This is a genomic window from Pantoea sp. ARC270 (assembly GCF_003236725.1).
Taxonomy (GTDB): Bacteria; Pseudomonadota; Gammaproteobacteria; order Enterobacterales; family Enterobacteriaceae; genus Pantoea; species Pantoea anthophila.
In genome coordinates this window covers 175,185-193,898 of record NZ_PUGA01000010.1, presented here as the reverse complement: position 1 = coordinate 193,898, position 18,714 = coordinate 175,185, and the positions used below count along the sequence as shown (strand labels likewise).

18 protein-coding genes are annotated in these 18,714 nt (G+C 58.9%); 6 read left to right on the top strand and 12 right to left on the bottom strand.

The window, feature by feature from the left end:
- Window positions 1-8 precede the first annotated feature (8 nt).
- The 11 genes from CKF42_RS07410 to pilM form a co-directional block, all read right to left on the bottom strand.
- Complete coding sequence (locus CKF42_RS07410) at window positions 9-686, bottom strand: phosphoglycolate phosphatase (protein WP_009087668.1); 678 nt, start codon at window positions 684-686, stop codon at window positions 9-11.
- Window positions 670-1,353, bottom strand: coding sequence for a ribulose-phosphate 3-epimerase (gene rpe, locus CKF42_RS07405; protein WP_009087670.1), 684 nt, complete (start codon window positions 1,351-1,353; stop codon window positions 670-672). Before rpe ends, CKF42_RS07410 begins: the two co-directional genes overlap by 17 nt.
- Window positions 1,354-1,420: 67 nt before the next feature.
- Complete coding sequence (dam, locus tag CKF42_RS07400; protein ID WP_046100717.1) at window positions 1,421-2,236, bottom strand: adenine-specific DNA-methyltransferase; 816 nt, start codon at window positions 2,234-2,236, stop codon at window positions 1,421-1,423.
- Window positions 2,237-2,329: 93 nt separating this feature from the next.
- A complete protein-coding gene (locus CKF42_RS07395; RefSeq protein WP_009087676.1) occupies window positions 2,330-3,361 on the bottom strand; it encodes an SPOR domain-containing protein in 1,032 nt (343 codons plus the stop codon).
- Window positions 3,362-3,433: 72 nt separating this feature from the next.
- Window positions 3,434-4,522, bottom strand: coding sequence for a 3-dehydroquinate synthase (aroB, locus tag CKF42_RS07390; RefSeq protein ID WP_009087678.1), 1,089 nt, complete (start codon window positions 4,520-4,522; stop codon window positions 3,434-3,436).
- A gap of 38 nt (window positions 4,523-4,560) precedes the next feature.
- Window positions 4,561-5,082: a shikimate kinase AroK gene (gene aroK / locus CKF42_RS07385; RefSeq protein ID WP_003852989.1), complete on the bottom strand. Its 522-nt coding sequence runs from the start codon at window positions 5,080-5,082 to the stop codon at window positions 4,561-4,563.
- A 363-nt stretch (window positions 5,083-5,445) separates the two neighbouring features.
- Window positions 5,446-6,714 carry a DNA uptake porin HofQ gene (hofQ, locus tag CKF42_RS07375; RefSeq protein ID WP_111207885.1) on the bottom strand — a complete coding sequence of 423 codons (1,269 nt, stop codon included), beginning with the start codon at window positions 6,712-6,714 and terminating at the stop codon, window positions 5,446-5,448.
- Window positions 6,656-7,036 carry a HofP DNA utilization family protein gene (locus tag CKF42_RS07370; RefSeq protein ID WP_111207907.1) on the bottom strand — a complete coding sequence of 127 codons (381 nt, stop codon included), beginning with the start codon at window positions 7,034-7,036 and terminating at the stop codon, window positions 6,656-6,658. The genes hofQ and CKF42_RS07370 overlap by 59 nt, the downstream gene beginning before the upstream one ends.
- On the bottom strand, window positions 7,026-7,514 hold the full coding sequence (locus tag CKF42_RS07365; protein ID WP_111207884.1) for a hypothetical protein: 489 nt from the start codon (window positions 7,512-7,514) through the stop codon (window positions 7,026-7,028). The genes CKF42_RS07370 and CKF42_RS07365 overlap by 11 nt, the downstream gene beginning before the upstream one ends.
- Window positions 7,507-8,046: a PilN domain-containing protein gene (locus CKF42_RS07360; RefSeq protein ID WP_046100721.1), complete on the bottom strand. Its 540-nt coding sequence runs from the start codon at window positions 8,044-8,046 to the stop codon at window positions 7,507-7,509. Before CKF42_RS07360 ends, CKF42_RS07365 begins: the two co-directional genes overlap by 8 nt.
- Window positions 8,037-8,855: a type IV pilus biogenesis protein PilM gene (gene pilM / locus CKF42_RS07355; RefSeq protein WP_111207906.1), complete on the bottom strand. Its 819-nt coding sequence runs from the start codon at window positions 8,853-8,855 to the stop codon at window positions 8,037-8,039. The genes CKF42_RS07360 and pilM overlap by 10 nt, the downstream gene beginning before the upstream one ends.
- Window positions 8,856-8,971: 116 nt before the next feature.
- Here pilM and mrcA point away from each other — a divergent pair, with 116 nt between their 5' ends.
- Window positions 8,972-11,521: a peptidoglycan glycosyltransferase/peptidoglycan DD-transpeptidase MrcA gene (mrcA, locus tag CKF42_RS07350; RefSeq protein ID WP_009087693.1), complete on the top strand. Its 2,550-nt coding sequence runs from the start codon at window positions 8,972-8,974 to the stop codon at window positions 11,519-11,521.
- A gap of 54 nt (window positions 11,522-11,575) precedes the next feature.
- On the opposite strand, the gene nudE is transcribed toward mrcA, so the two are convergent.
- On the bottom strand, window positions 11,576-12,139 hold the full coding sequence (nudE, locus tag CKF42_RS07345; RefSeq protein WP_046100723.1) for an ADP compounds hydrolase NudE: 564 nt from the start codon (window positions 12,137-12,139) through the stop codon (window positions 11,576-11,578).
- 391 nt (window positions 12,140-12,530) lie between these two features.
- Between nudE and CKF42_RS07340 the strand changes: the two genes are divergently transcribed.
- From CKF42_RS07340 to pckA, 5 genes are all read left to right on the top strand, one after another.
- Window positions 12,531-14,666 carry an intracellular growth attenuator family protein gene (locus tag CKF42_RS07340; RefSeq protein ID WP_111207883.1) on the top strand — a complete coding sequence of 712 codons (2,136 nt, stop codon included), beginning with the start codon at window positions 12,531-12,533 and terminating at the stop codon, window positions 14,664-14,666.
- 56 nt (window positions 14,667-14,722) lie between these two features.
- Window positions 14,723-15,370 (top strand): GMP/IMP nucleotidase, encoded by a 648-nt coding sequence (gene yrfG / locus CKF42_RS07335; protein ID WP_009087698.1) that lies wholly within the window; start codon window positions 14,723-14,725, stop codon window positions 15,368-15,370.
- Between the two features lie 13 nt (window positions 15,371-15,383).
- The gene (gene hslR / locus CKF42_RS07330; RefSeq protein WP_009087700.1) at window positions 15,384-15,785 is read left to right on the top strand and encodes a ribosome-associated heat shock protein Hsp15; all 402 of its coding nucleotides are present in this window, start codon (window positions 15,384-15,386) and stop codon (window positions 15,783-15,785) included.
- A 49-nt stretch (window positions 15,786-15,834) separates the two neighbouring features.
- Window positions 15,835-16,701: an Hsp33 family molecular chaperone HslO gene (gene hslO, locus CKF42_RS07325; protein ID WP_009087701.1), complete on the top strand. Its 867-nt coding sequence runs from the start codon at window positions 15,835-15,837 to the stop codon at window positions 16,699-16,701.
- A gap of 367 nt (window positions 16,702-17,068) precedes the next feature.
- On the top strand, window positions 17,069-18,688 hold the full coding sequence (pckA, locus tag CKF42_RS07320) for a phosphoenolpyruvate carboxykinase (ATP) (RefSeq protein WP_111207882.1): 1,620 nt from the start codon (window positions 17,069-17,071) through the stop codon (window positions 18,686-18,688).
- Window positions 18,689-18,714 lie beyond the last annotated feature (26 nt).

Below are 18,714 nucleotides of genomic sequence, written 5' to 3'. Positions count from 1 at the left end.
CCTGATATTTACAGCCCCAGAGCGGGCAAAAGTTCGTCGAAAGAGTCGAGAGTTAAATCGGGCTGGCTGGTGGCAATCGGCTCGCCATAGTTATAGCCATAGGTCATGGCCACATTGGGCACGCCTGCCGCCTGCGCCGCCTGGATATCATTGCGGGAGTCGCCGACAAACAGCAACTGATCCTGCAGCACCCCAAAGGTGCCAAGCACCATAAAAATGGCGGCCGGATGCGGTTTTTTAACCGGCACATCATCGCCACCAATAATCAGCGAAAACGCATCGGCAATCCCCAGCGATTCCAGCAGCGGCGCCACAAACGGCGTCGGCTTGTTGGTGACAATCGCCATCGGCAGTCCGGTCGCCTTAAGGGCTGCCAGCGTCTGCTTCACGTGCGGAAACAGCGTACTGCCCGCCTCCACGGTATCGGCGTAGTGCCGGTCAAACAGCGCCCGCGCATCGCGCTGCTCTTCCGGCTGCGGTTCGCGGCCCAGCGCAAAGGTCAGCGCGCGCGCCATCATGATATCGGCACCGTTGCCAATCCACGTGGAGACCCGCGCCAGGCCCGCCTGCGGCAGACGCAGGTCGTTCAGCGTGCGGTCGATAGCCTCGGCAAGGCCGGGTGCGCTATCCACCAGGGTGCCATCCAGATCAAACGCCAGCGCGCGAATATCAGTGAAATGAGCCATTGGCCTTCTCCAGTTCGTTGCGCATGTCGTCGATGACTTTTTTATAGTCGGGATGACCGAAGATGGCGGAACCGGCAACAAACATGTCGGCACCGGCGGCGGCAATCTGGCCAATGTTATCGATCTTCACACCGCCATCCACCTCCAGACGGATGTTGTAGCCGCTCTGATCGATACGCCGGCGCGCTTCACGCAGTTTATCCAGGGTGCCCGGGATAAATGACTGACCGCCAAAGCCCGGGTTTACGGACATCAGCAGAATGATATCCAGCTTATCCATGACGTAATCGAGGTAGCTCAGCGGGGTCGCCGGGTTAAAGACCAGACCGGCTTTGCAGCCATGCTCTTTAATCAGCTGCAGGGTGCGGTCAACGTGTTCGCTGGCTTCGGGATGAAAGGTGATATAGGTGGCACCCGCTTTGGCGAATTCCGGGATCAGCGCATCGACGGGTTTCACCATCAGATGCACATCGATAGGGGCGGTGATGCCATAGTCACGCAGGGCTTTCAGCACCATCGGCCCCATGGTCAGGTTTGGCACGTAGTGGTTGTCCATCACGTCGAAGTGAACCACGTCACCTCCGGCCGCCAGCGCTTTGGCTGTATCTTCGCCCAGGCGGGCAAAGTCCGCCGACAGGATTGAAGGGGCCAGCAAATATTGTTTCATCCGATTCTCCCACTGTTGTGCGCCAGCACTCAGGCTGGCGTAATGCGTTGGTCGCGGACGAAACAGACTAGCGATAAAGTGCCAGCAGTTCGTCGACCTTGGTGCGACCGGTTATGCTCCGGCTGATAGAACGCCGGGCTTTGACCACATGTAACACTGCATCCTGATACCACAGACGCGTCAGTGCAGTGTCGTGGTTAGAAATCAGTACCGGAATCCGGTGCTCCGACGCGGCCAGCTGTGCCGCCAGCATCGCCAGATTCTCCTGCTCACGCAGGCTGAAGCTGTTGGTGTGATAAGCCGTAAAGTTGGCCGTTGCCGACAGCGGCGCATAAGGGGGGTCACAATAGACCACCGAGCCTTTGCCGGCACTGGTCAGGGTAACATCGTACGATTCACAGACAAACGTCGCTTTTTGCGCTCGCTCGGCAAACCATAACAGCTCAGCTTCCGGAAAATAGGGTTTGCGATAGCGGCCAAACGGCACGTTGAACTCACCACGCAGGTTATAACGGCAGAGGCCGTTATAACAGTGGCGGTTCAGATAGAGGAACAGCAGCGCGCGCTGGTAGGCATCCGTGCTGAGGTTAAATTCGGTGCGACGCTGGTAGTAACAGGCTTCGGTGTTCCCTTCCGGCGTGAACAACAATTGCGCGTCACGAATGAAATCCGCGGTGCGCAGTTTGACGATGTTATAGAGATTAATGAGGTCGCTGTTGATGTCAGCGAGATGATAGCGATCAAAGTCGGTGTTCAGAAACACCGAACCCGCGCCAACAAATGGCTCGACCAGGCAGTCGCCTTGCGGCAGATGGCGATGGATCTCTTCGACTAAGGGAAATTTTCCCCCTGCCCATTTCAGGAAAGCGCGATTTTTTTTCATGCTGTCGTGGTAATTACATCTTATTGTGAGGCTGTGGCTGGACCGACAGCAGATCTGCGCTTAAAACGGGGCCAGAGACTGGCCCCCTGTCCGCTATTGACTGGCTTCTTTCTTCACCTGGCTGACCGGTTTTACCCACGGATTTTTCGCGCGTACGTCAGCAGGCAACGAGGCGACAGCGCGTTTGGCATCAGCCGGTGTGGCATAGGAGCCGCTCACCAGCACATACCACGCCTGACCATTACGGGTGGTTTTGTAGACGTGATAGCCGCTCAGATTCTGCTGCTTCGCCCAGGCATTCAGGCTTTCTGCTTTAGACGCGCCGCTCAGCTGCAGGGTGTAGCTGCCGCCTGGCAGTGATTTGCTGGCCGTGCTGCTGCCTGCTGCCGATGTAGCGGGCGCAGAACTGACGGGTGACCGTGCTGGCGTCGTGTGTGTTTTGCTGTCGCGGGTTGCCGGCTTCGCCGCCGCTTTGTGCGCGGTGTCGTGCGCCGGACGGGAGGCCGCGTTTGAGCGGGCTGGTGTCTGACGCGTCACCGGTGCGGTAACGGGATTTGCCGCCGTTCCGGCATTGCCGCTGACGGTGGCAGGCGCGGTCGGCAGTGAGCTGCCGCCCTGCGAGCCCATTGCCGCACTGTCGACCTGCTGCTGCTGATTGCTCAGCGCACTGTTCAGATCGCCTGGCAAGGTGACGCGCTGCTGATTCGCTGGGGCGTCAACCGGTGCAGCCTGGGTCGGCGTAGAGGCAACAGGCGGCATTGAGACGTCACGCGCCTGGCCGGATGCCGCCTCACCGCTGGCCGCCGCGTTATTGTCGGTGGTGGCCGGCGTGTTCTGAGCGCCAGACATGGAAGAGGAGCCGGTCAGGTCGATGTTCTTCTCACTGCCGGTGCTGCCACCCGCAGCAGGCGTAGTGCCCGCTGACGCGGTTTTTTTCTCATCAGGGCCGTTCAGCGCGGAACCAATCCCCAGAACCAGTAACAGCAGAACCAGAATCCCGACGCCCATCATGATGCGCTGGCGCGAAACCGGTATTCTGGCTGCGGTAGACGACTTACGAGGGCGCGAGGGACGGCGGTCGCTGGCGTCAGGTTTTAACTCATCTTCCGGTTTAAACTCATCCATTTTGCCTCCTCCGTAAAGCGGCATTCCGCACTGCGCACCCTGCGCGCCGCGTCACCACTCAACTGCTTATTCTCAGGGTTGCTGACAATCGTTAATTGCAGCCAGCACCATATCATGTGCCACGCCGCCACGCACTTCAGAGCGGCCGATCGACAACGGCAGAACCAGCCGCAGTTCGCCCGCCAGAACTTTTTTATCGCGCATCATGTGCGGCAGGTACATCTCTGCACGCATCGCCTGTGGGCCATGCACCGGTAAACCGGCACGCTGCAACAGGGCAATGAGGCGTTCCGTCTCGTGCGGCTGGAACTGCCCCAGCCGTTCCGCCGTGCGCGCCGCCATCACCATACCTGCGGCAATCGCTTCACCGTGCAGCCAGTTGCCGTAGCCCATATGCGCTTCAATCGCATGGCCAAAAGTGTGCCCCAGATTGAGCAGCGCCCGCTGACCGTTTTCACGCTCGTCAGCCGCCACCACCTCGGCTTTCAGCTCACAGCAGCGACGAATGCAGTACGCCAGCGCCTGTTCATCCAGCGCCAGCAGCGCATCAATATTCTGCTCCAGCCACTGGAAAAAGGCGCCGTCGAGGATAACGCCATACTTGATCACTTCTGCCAGACCGGAGGCCAGCTCACGCGCCGGCAGGGTCTGCAGACAGGCGGTATCGATCACCACCGAGGCAGGCTGATAGAAGGCGCCGATCATGTTTTTGCCCAGCGGATGGTTCACAGCGGTTTTGCCACCCACCGACGAGTCCACCTGCGACAGTAAGGTGGTCGGAACCTGAATAAAGCGCACGCCACGCTGATAGCTGGCCGCAGCAAAACCGGCCAGATCGCCAATGACGCCGCCGCCTAAGGCAACCAGCGTCGTATCACGACCGTGCGGCTTCTGCAGCAGTGCGGTAAAAACCTGATCCATCACCGCCAGCGTCTTATATTGTTCGCCATCGGGTAAGATCACCTGATCAACTTTTACGCCTGCCGCCGTCAGCTGCGCCGTTATCCTGTCAAGATAGAGCGGTGCCAGCGTCTGGTTGGTCACCACCATGGCGTTTTCGCCCGCGGTCAGCGGCCAAAAAGAAGCCGGATCGTTAAACAGTCCGGCGGCGATAGTGATGGGATAACTGCGTTCCCCCAGTGAGACGGTGATCTTCTCCATGATGCTCAATACCTGTCAGAGAGCCTTCGAACGTTGGATCAACTTTTTTCCAACATGTGGATAATCTGATTCGCCACGACTTTCGCACTTTGGTCGTCTGTACGAATGGTCACATCGGCGATCTCTTCGTAGAGCGGGTTACGTTCGCCAGCCAGCGCTTCAAGCACCTCACGCGGCGGGGAGTCCACCTGCAGCAACGGACGTTTTTTATCGCGCTGAGTGCGCGCCAGTTGCTTCTCGATCGTGGTTTCAAGATAAACCACAACACCACGGGCGGAGAGACGATTACGCGTTTCCCGGGATTTGACGGAACCACCCCCTGTCGCCAGGACGATGCCTTGCTTCTCGGTCAGTTCGTTAATGATTTTTTCTTCGCGATCGCGAAAGCCAGCTTCGCCTTCGACATCAAAAACCCAGCCCACATCCGCTCCGGTGCGTCGCTCAATTTCCTGATCGGAATCGAAGAACTCCATGTTGAGTTGCTGAGCCAACTGACGGCCAATAGTGCTTTTGCCGGCACCCATCGGCCCAACCAGAAAGATATTGCGTTTCTCTGCCATTTTGTCGGTATTACTAAGAATTCGTTAATGATACCCCGCGTTCAGCTTTTGCTGGCGGGACAGGAACTGAGACCTCATGAGCGTTAGCAAGAGTCAGATGAAAAATTATCTCAACACTCAAGGCTGTTTGGCAACCGATTATATTGCCTTCAGCACATCCATTTCTGAATTGGCCTGTGTTCGCGAAACTGTAACGCGCCAGCGCTGCGTCTTTTACCACGCTGCTTACAGAGGAGTTGTCTGATCTGTTAACCGGGATTTATCCGGTTCAGACGGTTACACCGTATTGAAAATCGCTAAACCTTGTAAGCTAATTCCTCTTCTGCGTCAACGCAGATGACCCCGAGGGCCTCATTTTCCGTTTTATCCCGTCGTAAGCGCTGCTTCCCTGACCAATCGCGGCGTAATAAAGATAACCAGCTCTCTTTTTTTGCGCTGCGCCGATTGCTGGCGAAACAGTCCGCCAATCAGCGGCACCTTTCCCAGCAGCGGCACCCTGTTCTCTCCCCGGTTTCGCTGCTGCTGAAAGATGCCGCCTAAGGCCAGCGTTTGCCCGTCGCTGACCGTGACCTGGGTCTCTATTTCCTGTTTATCGATGGATAAGATGTCGCTGTCACCGGTCCGGATGCTGCGCCCCGGCATATTCTGACTGATATGGATCTTCAGCCGGATGCGGCCGTTTCCGGCGATAGTGGGCGTCACCTCCATGCCCAGCACCGCTTCTTTAAACTCAATCGAGGTGGCGCCGCTGTTGCCTGCCGACACTTCATAGGGAATTTCAGTGCCCTGCTTAATCGAGGCGGTCTGCTGGTGCGAGGTGAAGAGGCGCGGACTGGCGATGATCTCAATCTGGTTCTCCTGCTCCAGGGCGCTCAGCTCCAGATCCAGCAGGGCGCCGCCGATACGCGCCAGCGCCATCCCTGCGCTGATACCGGGTGAACTTACCGCCAGCGGAACAGCGAGCCGGGGGTGATGCAGGCTCTCTGTCACCGCTGCATCTCCCGCCAGCATGCCCCACTGCACCCCCAGCTCCTGCAGGTGCTCCTCACTGATGGTGACGATATGGGCAGAGAGTTCAATCTGCTCCAGTGGCCGATCCAGCCCCTGAATCCAGCGCGCCGTCTCTTTCAGTGCCGCGGCGGTATCGCGCAGAAGCAGCGCGTTGGTGCGTTTATCCACCGTCACGCTGCCACGCGGCGTCATCAGTGACTGGCGTTCACTCAGCAGGCTGGCATGAACGTCGCTGGCGCTGGCATAACGGAGTGTGACCGTGCGCTGTTGCAAAGGCGTCTGCTGTAACTGCGCCTGCCGCTCCGCCTCCCGGGCCGCGTCCTGCGCCTGCTGCCAGCGCAGCGGATAGACCAGCAGAACATTATCCTGCTCAATAACCGTCAGTTTTGCCATCCGCGCCACCAGCGCCAGCGCCTGACGCCACGGCAGGTTATCCAGCCGCAGCGATAGCACCCCCTCAACCTCAGGCGCGATCAGCAGATTGACCTGCTGATAGTCAGCCAGCGCCTGCAGAATCTGCTCTACCGGTGCGTGGTCAAAAGCGAGGCTGAGCGGCGCCTCGTCAGCGGCGTAAACCGGCTGCAGGCTGCTGATGAGGAGCAAGGTCGCTATCCTTAACATGCGCATATCCTTTTAAATAAAATGTGGTTTGCTGAGCGTGACAGCTCGCTGGCACGGCAAGCGTGAGGCTGCGGGAGGTGACCGCCACCAGTTGCCAGGGCGTAAGAGGAAAAGGCGTGTTGCTGCCCACCGTGACGCGTTCTCCCTGCGGGGTAAGCAGCCAGGCCTGATAGCGGGTTTCCCGCCCGGCAATCCCCTGCAGACGCCAGCCGGTGAGCGGGGCCACCGCCGCCTGACACAGGGAAGCGGCAACAGGCCGGAAGGGATCGCGTGCCAGCACATCCCCCCAGCACAGCAGCAGAATCAGCAGGCTATGGCGCATCGGCTGGCTCCAGCCAGAGTTGCGCCTCCAGATCCTGCGGCTGCGCCAGCAGCAGGAAATGCACAGGCAATGGCGCAGAGGCCTGGGCAAACTCAGCAAAGAGTGTCCGGAACGCCTGCCAGGGCAGATGCAGCGTCAGCAGGCGGGCGGGGCCATCCGGCTGCCACGCCTCCAGCTGGTGAGAGCGGCCCGCCAGAATATCGTCGATAGCCCCCTCCGATGCGGCTGCGCGAGTCAGAGCGAGCTGCATCGCCCCCCGCTGCGCCTGCAGCTGCGCGATGGCGGGATGCTGACGCCACTGCTGCTGGCGCTGCTGCAGAGTACGGGTTAACTGTGACAGCGCCGCCCGTTCAGCGGCCAGTGCCTGCTGCTGAGGCCGTAAGCCCGGCAGCCAGATAAGCAAAAGCAGACCCGACGCGAGAAGGAGCAGCAGGCCGTAGCGCGGAACAGCCGCCATCTGACACCAGCGATCAATCATCGCGTCCCCCGGCTATCTGCGCCCGTAGCGAAAAATGGTAGCGGCCATCCGCCTGACGCCGGACCCCACCCTGCTGCACCTGACCCAACAGGGCGGCGGTAGCAAGCTGCTGGCGAAACTGCCGGATTGCTGCCATATCCTGCGCCTGCCCCTCCAGGATCAGGCGGTTATCACGCTTCTCCAGCCGGGTCAGCCAGGCAGTATCGGGCAGCATGCCGGGCAGATCGCGCCAGAACTGTTGCCACCCGGCCAGCTGCGCAGCCTTGTCACGCTGTTTCGCCTGCTGTTTTTGCAGAAGCGCGAGCTGTTCCAGCAGCTGCTTCTGCTGCGCTAAACGCGCAGCCAGTGTCTCCAGCGCCTGCTGCTGCATCCTGCTCTCCTGCGCTATCCGCTGGCGCGCCTCATGGATCCGGTACGCCTGCTGCATCACCAGCAGCAGCAGACCGCCCGCCACCAGTGCCAGCACCAGCAGGCTCTGCCGTCGCTGCCGCTGCCGCCGTTGCTGCCGCCACGGCAGCAGATTTACCGCCACGCCGGGTCATCTCCGCTGGTCAGCGCCAGCCCGGTCGCCAGTGCAAAGGCTCCCGAATTCGCGGGCAACGGGGGCTGCTGATAACGAAGCAGATCAAAAGGGGAAAACGCGACAGCGTCAGCGGGCAGCGCGGCTGGCGTGGCGGCACACCAGGCGATGGCCGTTGCCTGGGGAAAGGCCTGCTGTTTCAGTGTGTCCAGCGTGACGGCGTCGTCACACTCTGCTGCGGTCTGCGCATCGCTCCAGAGCCAGCGCCCCTCCTGCTGCAGCACCAGCACCGTGCCGCCCGGCAGTCGCGCCTGCCGGGCCAGCCGCTTCAGCGCATCGGTGGTCAGTTCCAGCACCTGCGGCCTGAATCCCGCCTGTAACAGGGGCATCATCCACTGGTCAACACTCTCCCGCCGGGCCGCCGTGACGCAGAGCTGACGGTTTCCGGCCTCCTCGTGATAGTCCAGCGCCAGCGTGTCAGGCTCCAGCGGAAAGAGACGACGCGCGGCCACCTGCACGTAGTGCCCCAGCGCAGGCTCCCTGAGTGACTGTGCGGGCAGCGGAAGCGGCCGCTGCAGCACCAGCCGGGCGGGGAACCCGACCCTCAGCGAGTAACGGCGCGGCAACTGCTGACGCCAGGCTGTCAGGACCGCCTGTAATTCAGGCGAAGATTGCAGCACGCCGTTTCTTAACGTATCTTGCGGCAGCCGTTGCAGCCACCAGTGGCGTAGCTGCCAGCCATCACGACGACGCTGGAGGGCCAGGCCACACATCTGCCTGTTCTGAATATCCAGCCCGATTTGCCAGGTATGAAAAGCCATGCGCGCGATCTCCTTATCGTCCGGGAAAATGGACATATCAAAGCGTCTGGCTTGCCTTTATACTACCGCGCGGTTGTTTATAAACTGCTCAAACGACAATAGATGGGAAACTCCAGGTGAAGTTCGTAAAGTATTTATTGATCCTTACAGTGTGTTGCATCCTGTTGGGAGCTGGCTCGATTTATGGCTTGTACAAGTACATCGAGCCACAGCTGCCTGACGTCAACACGCTGAAAGATGTGCGTCTGCAAACCCCTATGCAGGTTTACAGCGCCGACGGCGATCTGATCGCCCAGTATGGCGAAATGCGCCGTATTCCTTTGACCCTGCAGCAAGTGCCACCTGTGATGGTGAAAGCGTTTATTGCAACCGAAGACAGCCGTTTTTATGAGCACCACGGTGTGGACCCGGTGGGGATTTTCCGTGCGGCCAGCATCGCGCTGGTCTCCGGTCACGCCTCCCAGGGAGCAAGTACCATCACTCAGCAGCTGGCCCGTAACTTCTTCCTGAGTCCGGAACGCACCCTGATGCGTAAAATAAAGGAAGCGTTTCTGGCAATCCGCATTGAGCAGTTACTCAATAAGGATGAAATTCTTGAGCTCTACCTGAATAAGATCTACCTCGGCTACCGGGCTTATGGCATCGGTGCTGCTTCGCAGGTCTATTTTGGTAAGCCGGTTGACCAGCTGTCGCTGAGTGAAATGGCGATGATTGCCGGTCTGCCGAAAGCGCCGTCCACCTTTAACCCGCTCTATTCGCCGAGCCGCGCCCTGTCGCGTCGCAACGTGGTGCTGGCGCGTATGCTGGATCAGCACTACATCACGCAGCAGCAGTATGATGAGGCACGCAATACGCCGCTGGTGGCGAAGTATCATGGCCCGGAAATCGCCTTCTCTGCCCCTTATCTCAGCGAGATGGTGCGCCAGGAGATGGTGAAGCGCTACGGCGACAACGCCTACACCGACGGCTATAAGGTTTACACCACCGTGACCCGTCGCCTGCAGGAAGCGGCTCAGACTTCGGTGCGTAACAACGTCATCGCCTACGATATGCGTCATGGCTATCGCGGCCCGACCAGCGTGCTGTGGCGGGTGGGCGAGCCCGCCTGGGATCAGACTAAGATCGAGAAAGCGCTGAGTGCGCTGCCGGTCTATGGCCCGCTCTATCCGGCGGTGGTCACGGAAGCGCGCAGTGATGAAGCAACCGTGATGATGAAAGATGGCAGCAATGTGTCGCTGGCCTTAGCGGGTGTGCGCTGGGCGCGTCCTTATAAGTCTGACACCGTGCAGGGCCCGACGCCGAAAAGCGTGACGCAGGTGCTGCAGCCAGGCCAGCAGATCTGGGTGCGCAAAGTGGGTGATGCGTGGTGGCTGGGCCAGGTACCGGATGTGAACTCGGCGCTGGTCTCACTCGATCCGAATGATGGTGCGGTGCGGGCGCTGGTAGGCGGCTTCGCCTTTAACCAGAGCATGTTTAACCGTGCAACCCAGGCACTGCGCCAGGTCGGCTCTAACATCAAGCCGTTCCTCTACACCGCCGCGATGGATCGCGGACTGACGCTGGCGTCGATCCTGAACGATGTGCCGATTTCACGCTGGGATGCCGGTGCGGGTGCCGACTGGCGTCCGAAAAACTCACCGCCAACCTACGATGGACCGATTCGCCTGCGTCAGGGACTTGGCCAGTCGAAAAACGTGGTGATGGTGCGTGCGATGCGCGCCATGGGCGTGGATTATGCCGCTGAGTATCTGCAGCGCTTTGGATTCCCGGCGCAGAACATTATTCATACCGAGTCGCTTGCCCTGGGGGCGGCCTCGTTCACCCCGTTACAGGTGGTGCGCGGCTACTCCGTGATGGCGAATGGCGGCTTCCTGATTGACCCGTACTTCATCACCCGGATTGAGAATGAACAGGGCGGCATTGTCTTTGAAGAGAAACCGAAGATCGCCTGTCCGCAGTGCAATCTGCCGGTGATCTACGGCGAAACGAAGAAAGCGCTGGCGCTGAACGAAGAGAGCGTTGAGAACGTGGCCGCGTCAGACAGCAATCAGAACCAGGCGGTGCCACAGCCTGCACTGGAGCAGGTTCCGGCCCAGGCACAGCAGGGCGAACAGCAATATGCCCCGCATGTCATCAACACCCCGCTCAGCTTCCTCATCAGGAGCGCACTGAACAGCAACATCTTCGGTGAACCGGGCTGGATGGGAACCGGCTGGCGTGCCGGTCGTGACCTGAAGCGTAATGACATTGGCGGGAAAACCGGTACCACGAACAGCTCGAAAGATGCCTGGTTCTCGGGTTATGGCCCTGGCGTCGTGACCTCCGTCTGGATCGGTTTTGATGATGCGCGCCGCAATTTAGGCCGCAGCACCCTTTCCGGCGCGATTCCCGATCAGATTTCAGGCTATGAGGGCGGCGCTAAGAGTGCGCAACCGGCATGGGATGAATATATGAAGAGCGCGCTGGAGGGGGTACCGGTGCAGCCGTTAACGCCGCCGGATGGCGTGGTCACGGTCACGATTGACCGCAGCACCGGCAAGCTGGCAAATGGCGGAGGCAATACGCGTCAGGAGTACTTCATCAACGGCACCCAGCCGACCGAGTATTCCGTTCATGATGTGGGCACCACCATTATGGACAACGGCGAGAGTCACGAGCTGTTCTGATGTGACCCGCACACTTAACCTGTTAAAAGGCCGACATCAGTCGGCCTTTTTTATTCAGTAGCGCAGACGCCCCTGCTTCACCAGCCATTCGCGCGCCATAAAGAGCGCACTGACGTTGCGTGCCTCGCGAAAATCGGGCTCCTCCAGCAGCGACAACATATCGCTCAGCGGCCAGCGGTGAACAATCAGTGGCTCCGGCTCGTCACCTTCCAGCTTATCGGGATAGAGACCTTCTGCCACCACGATATTCATTTTGCTGGAAAAGTAGGAGGGGGCCATCGTGAGCTTGCCCAGCGGCGTGAGGTGCTCAGCCCCAAAACCGACCTCTTCTTTCAGTTCCCGCACCGCCGCCTCATTCACAGTTTCGCCTGCATCGATCAGCCCTTTGGGAAACCCGAGTTCATAGGTTTCCAGTCCGACGGCATACTCCTGAATCAGGATCAGATGGTCATCAATAATGGGCACAATCATGACCGCTTCACGTTCTGACGGCTTCATCCGCTCATAGACGCGACGCGCCCCGTTACTGAAGGCGAGATCGACCGATTCGACGGTAAATAGCCGCGAACGCGCCACGGCGGTGATATTGAGGATGTCAGGTTTTTTTGGAATTTTCATATCAGCCTCAAAAGTTTCTGCGCCGGCTATCAGGAACGAATTAGCATACCTAACCCCAGGCAATTGTGCGACAGTCTCACCATAACGATATCGTTACATAGATTCCGGCAATTGAATAACAGCCTTTGGTTATCAGTTAAGACTAAATTTGCATTAGTCAATATGCTGCGATAAGTTTCAGATAATACCGATATTTAATCCAGTCTGAGCCGGTTACCATTCGGACAAGGCAGGGTTTAATAAATGCTAATCAGATATTCCCTGGCACTATTTAATCGGGTGTCTGACTCCTCAGGATTATATAATCTTCCGGAATGCCTCTTCAGAAGTGAGCATCCCCCGGAGCGTACGTTTAAAGTGAAGGCAGCATTTTGGCTGAATTGAGCAGAGCATGAGCACAATCTTTATGATCCTGGCCATAGTGCTGACCTGTTCAATCCTGGCAGGTATTGGGTTCTGGTACGCTATGCGGCATCGTCCGCCGTTGGCGAAACCGCTGCCATTTATCAGTCCGCCCTGCCGTAAGCTTTCCCCTCAGGAGCGCGAGGCGGTAGACAAATATGTCACCGCACTGGCAAAACAGCCCCGCACCGCCGTGACGACCGACAAGCGCAGCGCGTCTGAACGTCTGACGCTGACCGCGCAGAGCAACAACGTCTATCCGGTGACCCGCGCCATTACCCGCTACGGCCTCTCAACGGACGATCCCCATAAATGGCGTTACTATCTGGATGAAGTCGAAGTTCATCTGCCGCCGCTGTGGGAGCAGTACATCACCGACGAAAACTACGTCGAGTTAATCCGCACCCAATCCATTCCGCTGGTGATTTCGCTCAACGGCCATTCGCTGGTGGATTACGCGGTGGATCAGCAGTCCCTGCCGACGCTGATGCGTCCGGTGTCGACCAACGCCTCGATCCGCAAAGCAGAAACGGAAAACGTTGAACTGCTGCAGGTGCGTAAAGAGACCCCGGAAGAGTATCGCCTGTCGCGGCCAGACGGCACGCGTGAAGGGGTCATCATCTCGCTTGCCTTCTTACTGTTCTTCTTCAGCCTGCTGGTGCCCACGACCCTGATGATCTGGCTGGTGCTGGCCGGAGCGGGAATGATCGCAGCCAGCCTGTGGCTGCTCTATCGCATTCCGGGTGAGCGCGGCCTGCGTGACATCCACTGCCTGCGCGGCGCGCCGAAGCGCTGGGGCCTGTTCAGCGAATCGAACCAGGAGCAGAGCAACATCACGCTGGGAATTATCGATCTCGCCTATCCGGCGCACTGGCAGCCCTATGTCGCGCACGACCTCGGTCAGGTGACCGACGTGGAGATCTACCTCAACCGTCAGGTGGTGCGTCAGGGCCGCTTTTTATCCCTGCAGGATGAGGTCAAAAATTTCCCGATTCAGCGCTGGCGGAAAAATGTGGTGCTGGCCTGCGGCTCGCTTCTGGTGCTGACCCTGCTGGTCACCTGGATTCCGCTCGGGATGCCGATCAAGCTCAGTCTCGCCTGGGCCAGAGGCACCGACAGCCTGGAGGTCAACAGCGTCGATAAACTCAGCAGCGTGGCCCTGAATATTGGCGACAGCCTGAAGGTGAGCGGTACCGGCATGTGTTCAGTGCCGGATAACTACCAGAGCAACCGGAGTTACGCCTTTATGCCGTTCGACTGCTCGGCCATCTACTGGAATAACGCGAAGCCGTTGCCGCAGCCGCAATCTGACATTATTGATAAAGCCGCCGCCCTGCTGGATACCACGACCCGTCAGCTGCACCCGGAAACCAATACCGATCCCAAACTGAACCCGCAGCTGGCGTCAGCGATCCAGAAGTCCGGGATGATTCTGCTGGATGACTTCTCCGATCTGGTCATGAAGACCCAGGATCTCTGTAATCAGCCGCAGGATTGCGTGCGCCTGAAAAACGCGCTGGTAAACCTGGGCAACGCCAAAGACTGGGAGGCGCTGATGCGCCGCGCCGACTCCGGCCAGCTAAACGGCATGAACGTGCTGCTGCGACCGGTCAGTGCGGAAGCGCTGGAGAACCTGGTGAATACCGCCACCTCGACCTTCTTTTTCCGCGAAACCCGCCGTGCGGCTGAAAACCTCAACAGCCCGCCGCCGGGAGGATTCCTGATCGTCAGTGACGAGGGTCGCCAGCTGGTCAGTCAGCCTCAGCCTGCCGTGTCACTGTTCGATCTCGATCCGCCCGCTCAGTGGCATGAGCTGCAGCGCATCTCCGCCATGCTGCTGCATACGCCTTTCAGCGCCAGCGGCATCATCACCAGCATCACCACCGATGCCAACGGCACGCGTCACATCGCGCTGCACAATGAACCGGATGCCATGGCGCAGTGGCGCTATCTCGGCACCGTACTGCTGCTGATGGTGCTGCTGGCCTGCGGCGTGATCAACGGACTGCTGGCCCTGCGCCGCATGCACCGTAATCGCCAGCGCATGATCGACATCCAGCTCTACTACGACAAGTGTTTCAACCATAACCTCAGCACTTTGCAGAGCGTGCGCTCGATATTCTGAGCCCTGCCCTTCTGTGCTACCCTGTCGCCCGGTTTTTTTACAGGGTGAGAGCCACGATGCTCAACTGGTCTGAAATTGACACCGTGCTGCTCGACATGGATGGCACGCTGCTGGATCTGGCGTTTGATCGTCATTTCTGGCTGGAGCATGTGCCCGCGGTGCTCAGCCAGCAGCGCGGCATCACCCTGGCTGACGCTGACCGGATCATCACGGAAAAGTATCAGGCCGTCGCCCATACGCTAAACTGGTATTGTCTGGATTACTGGGCAGAGGCGCTGGCGCTGGACATCCGTGCCATGACCTGGGCGATGCGCAGCCGGGTCGCACTGCGTGACGACACCCTGCCCTTTTTGCAGGCGCTGCGTCGCGCTGGCAAGCGCACCATCCTGCTGACCAACGCGCATCCCTATAATCTCGACGTCAAACTGGCGCAGACAGGTTTAGCGCCACACCTTGATTTATTACTTTCCACCCATACCTTTGGGTATCCGAAAGAAGACCCGCGTCTGTGGCAGGCGGTACAACAGCACACCGGCTTTTCTGCGCCGCGCACGCTGTTTATCGACGACAGCGAAGTGATTCTGGATGCTGCGGCGTCATGGGGCATCGGCTGGTGCTTAGGCGTAAAAAATCCCGATTCGGGTCGTCCTGAGCAAATCTTTCAGCGTCACCGCGCCACCGGCGACTATCGGACGCTGATCTGAGTCAGGAGCAGCAATGAAAGAGAAAAGCAGCGAAGAGGTTCGCCTCGACAAATGGCTGTGGGCTGCGCGCTTTTACAAAACCCGGGCAATTGCGCGGGAGATGATTGAAGGCGGCAAAGTGCACTACAACGGTCAGCGCAGTAAACCCGGCAAGATCGTCGAGCTGAATGCGGAACTGACCGTGCGTCAGGGCAACGATGAACGCACCGTGGTGGTGGCGAATATCAGCGCTCAGCGCCGCCCCGCCAGCGAGGCACAGCAGCTCTACCGCGAAACCGATGCCAGTATCGAGAAACGCGAAAAAATGGCGCAGGCACGCAAACTGAATGCGCTGACTATGCCCCATCCCGATCGGCGACCTGACAAAAAAGAGCGTCGCGATTTGATGAAGTTTAAATTATCGGGCGATGAGTAATGCCGTCTTCGCGGACGCGCCATCGCCCCGTTCCAGTGAGAGAAAAAATATGTCAGTCCAGGATCAACTGCACCGTTATCTGTTTGAAAATGCCGCTGTGCGCGGCGAGCTGGTGAACGTCTCCGACACCTGGCGTGAAACCGTGAAGAACCACGACTATCCGGCTCCGGTTAAGACGCTGCTGGGTGAAATGCTGGTCGCCACCAGCCTGCTGACCGCCACGCTGAAGTTTGACGGTGAAATTACCGTGCAGCTGCAGGGTGACGGTCCGCTCTCCCTGGCGGTGATCAACGGCAACAATAATCAGGAGCTGCGTGGCGTGGCGCGCATAAAAGGCGACATCCCGGCCGACAGCACCCTGAAAAGCATGGTGGGCAACGGCTACCTGGTGATCACCATCTCCCCTGAAAAAGGTGAGCGCTATCAGGGCGTGGTGGGACTGGAAGGTGAAACGCTGGCGGAATGCCTGGAAGATTACTTCATGCGTTCTGAGCAGCTGCCTACGCGGCTGTTTATCCGCACCAGTGACCAGGGTGCCGCCGGTATCCTGCTGCAGGTTCTGCCGGCACAGGAGACAGAGAAAGAGGCGTTCGACCACCTGGCGACCCTGACGGAAACCATCAAAACCGACGAGCTGATCACCCTGCCGGCCAATGAGGTGCTGTGGCGTCTCTACCATCAGGAAGAGGTCACCCTCTATGATCCGCAGCCGGTCATCTACAAATGCACCTGTTCGCGTGAACGCTGTGGTGAAGTGCTGACCACGCTGCCGAAGGAAGAGGTGGATGAGATCATCGCGGAAGATGGCAAAATTGACATGCACTGCGACTACTGCGGTTCAGACTACGTGTTTGACGCAGTCGATATCGCGGCGATTCGCAGCCATTCTCACGGGAATGACGAGCGTCTGCACTGATTCACCGGGCGGCGTCTGCCGCCCCGTTTTCCTCTCCCCCTCCTATCCCCATAATTTCTCAGACAAATTATCTTTTTTTACTTTCATAACATCTTTAAAACGTTCGAAACATAGCCTTAACGCGCCCTGAGTCGCATTTTTAGATCGCTGCCCTTTTTCCCTCAACGCAGAAGAGTAAACTGCGCGCGATCGTGCAGCCGCCCGGAAGGCAGAGGCAGAAGCCCTGATAAGCCTGGTTGTGCCTGCAGGCTGAGGTGACGACGCGCTGTGACTTTTCAGTGCGTCGTCGCATCAGTGCAACAGCCGGCCGTACGATCCCAACCTATCTCTGCTTTGCAGAACAGACACCGATTTAAGGAGCAGTAAAATGCGCGTTAACGGCCTGACCTCGCAAGACCTTGCCGCTTTGGGCATCGTGGATACCACGGAAGTGGTTTACAACCCTGATTACGACACGCTCTTTCAGGAAGAGACGCGCCCGGACCTCGAAGGTTTTGCACGTGGCACCCTGACGCAGAGCGGTGCGATTGCAGTAGACACCGGGATTTTCACCGGGCGATCGCCAAAGGATAAGTACATTGTGCGTGACGACACCACGCGCGATACCCTGTGGTGGAACGACCAGGGAACCGGCAAAAATGACAACCAGCCCCTGTCGCAGGAGACCTGGAACGCGCTGAAAAGCTGCGTCACCCGGCAGCTCTCCGGCAAGCGCCTGTTTGTCGTGGATGCCTTCTGCGGTGCCAATGCTGACTCCCGTCTGAGCGTGCGTTTCGTCACCGAAGTGGCCTGGCAGGCCCACTTCGTCAAAAATATGTTCATCCAGCCGACCGACGCTGAGCTGGCCGACTTCACGCCCGATTTTGTGGTGATGAACGGCGCGAAATGCACCAACCCGGACTGGCAGGCGCAGGGTCTGCACTCTGAGAACTTTGTCGCCTTCAATCTGACGGAGCGCATGCAGCTGATTGGCGGCACCTGGTACGGCGGCGAGATGAAGAAAGGTCTGTTCGCCATCATGAACTACCTGCTGCCGCTGAAAGGCATCGCTTCGATGCACTGCTCTGCTAACGTTGGCAAAGCGGGCGACGTGGCGGTCTTCTTTGGCCTGTCGGGCACCGGGAAAACCACTCTCTCGACCGATCCTGACCGCCAGCTGATTGGCGATGATGAACATGGCTGGGACGATGACGGCGTGTTTAACTTCGAGGGCGGCTGCTACGCCAAAACCATCAACCTCTCAGAGCAGGCTGAGCCGGAGATCTACCGCGCCATTCGCCGTAATGCGCTGCTGGAGAATGTGGTGGTGCGCGAAGATGGCAGTGTGGATTACGCCGACGGCAGCAAAACCGAAAACACCCGCGTCTCTTACCCGATCAATCACATCGACAACATCGTGCAGCCGGTCTCAAAAGCGGGCCATGCGAAGAAGGTGATTTTCCTGACCGCCGATGCGTTTGGGGTGCTGCCACCGGTTTCCCGTCTGACGCCGGAGCAGACGCAGTATCATTTCCTGTCCGGTTTTACCGCCAAACTGGCCGGAACCGAGCGTGGCGTGACTGAGCCAACACCGACCTTCTCTGCCTGTTTTGGTGCCGCATTCCTGACGCTGCACCCGACGCAGTATGCCGAAGTGCTGGTGAAGCGGATGGAGGCGTCCGGTGCGCAGGCGTATCTGGTCAATACCGGCTGGAACGGCAGCGGCAAGCGCATCTCGCTGAAAAATACCCGTGCCATCATCAACGCGATCCTGGCGGGTGAACTGGATAATGCGCCGGTAGAAACCCTGCCGATCTTCAATCTGCAGATGCCGGTGACACTGGGTGAGCTGGACAGTGAGACGCTCGATCCGCGTCGCAGCTGGGAGAGTGAAGAGAAGTGGACCGCCGCCGCCGAAGGTCTGGCGCAGCGCTTTATTGATAACTTCGATAAGTACACCGATAACGCAGCCGGTGCGGCGCTGGTAAAAGCGGGCCCGCAACGCTGACGGAACGGGCGCGGCAGTCCTCCTGC

Coding starts and splice junctions, on each gene's coding strand:
- hofQ (WP_111207885.1), bottom strand. CDS start 6,714: ATGTTAAGGATAGCGACCTTGCTCCTCATCAGCAGCCTGCAGCCGGTT.
- CKF42_RS07410 (WP_009087668.1), bottom strand. CDS start 686: ATGGCTCATTTCACTGATATTCGCGCGCTGGCGTTTGATCTGGATGGC.
- CKF42_RS07370 (WP_111207907.1), bottom strand. CDS start 7,036: ATGCGCCATAGCCTGCTGATTCTGCTGCTGTGCTGGGGGGATGTGCTG.
- CKF42_RS07365 (WP_111207884.1), bottom strand. CDS start 7,514: ATGATTGATCGCTGGTGTCAGATGGCGGCTGTTCCGCGCTACGGCCTG.
- yrfG (WP_009087698.1), top strand. CDS start 14,723: ATGCTCAACTGGTCTGAAATTGACACCGTGCTGCTCGACATGGATGGC.
- aroB (WP_009087678.1), bottom strand. CDS start 4,522: ATGGAGAAGATCACCGTCTCACTGGGGGAACGCAGTTATCCCATCACT.
- nudE (WP_046100723.1), bottom strand. CDS start 12,139: ATGAAAATTCCAAAAAAACCTGACATCCTCAATATCACCGCCGTGGCG.
- CKF42_RS07340 (WP_111207883.1), top strand. CDS start 12,531: ATGAGCACAATCTTTATGATCCTGGCCATAGTGCTGACCTGTTCAATC.
- rpe (WP_009087670.1), bottom strand. CDS start 1,353: ATGAAACAATATTTGCTGGCCCCTTCAATCCTGTCGGCGGACTTTGCC.
- hslR (WP_009087700.1), top strand. CDS start 15,384: ATGAAAGAGAAAAGCAGCGAAGAGGTTCGCCTCGACAAATGGCTGTGG.
- pckA (WP_111207882.1), top strand. CDS start 17,069: ATGCGCGTTAACGGCCTGACCTCGCAAGACCTTGCCGCTTTGGGCATC.
- hslO (WP_009087701.1), top strand. CDS start 15,835: ATGTCAGTCCAGGATCAACTGCACCGTTATCTGTTTGAAAATGCCGCT.
- dam (WP_046100717.1), bottom strand. CDS start 2,236: ATGAAAAAAAATCGCGCTTTCCTGAAATGGGCAGGGGGAAAATTTCCC.
- CKF42_RS07395 (WP_009087676.1), bottom strand. CDS start 3,361: ATGGATGAGTTTAAACCGGAAGATGAGTTAAAACCTGACGCCAGCGAC.
- aroK (WP_003852989.1), bottom strand. CDS start 5,082: ATGGCAGAGAAACGCAATATCTTTCTGGTTGGGCCGATGGGTGCCGGC.
- pilM (WP_111207906.1), bottom strand. CDS start 8,855: ATGGCTTTTCATACCTGGCAAATCGGGCTGGATATTCAGAACAGGCAG.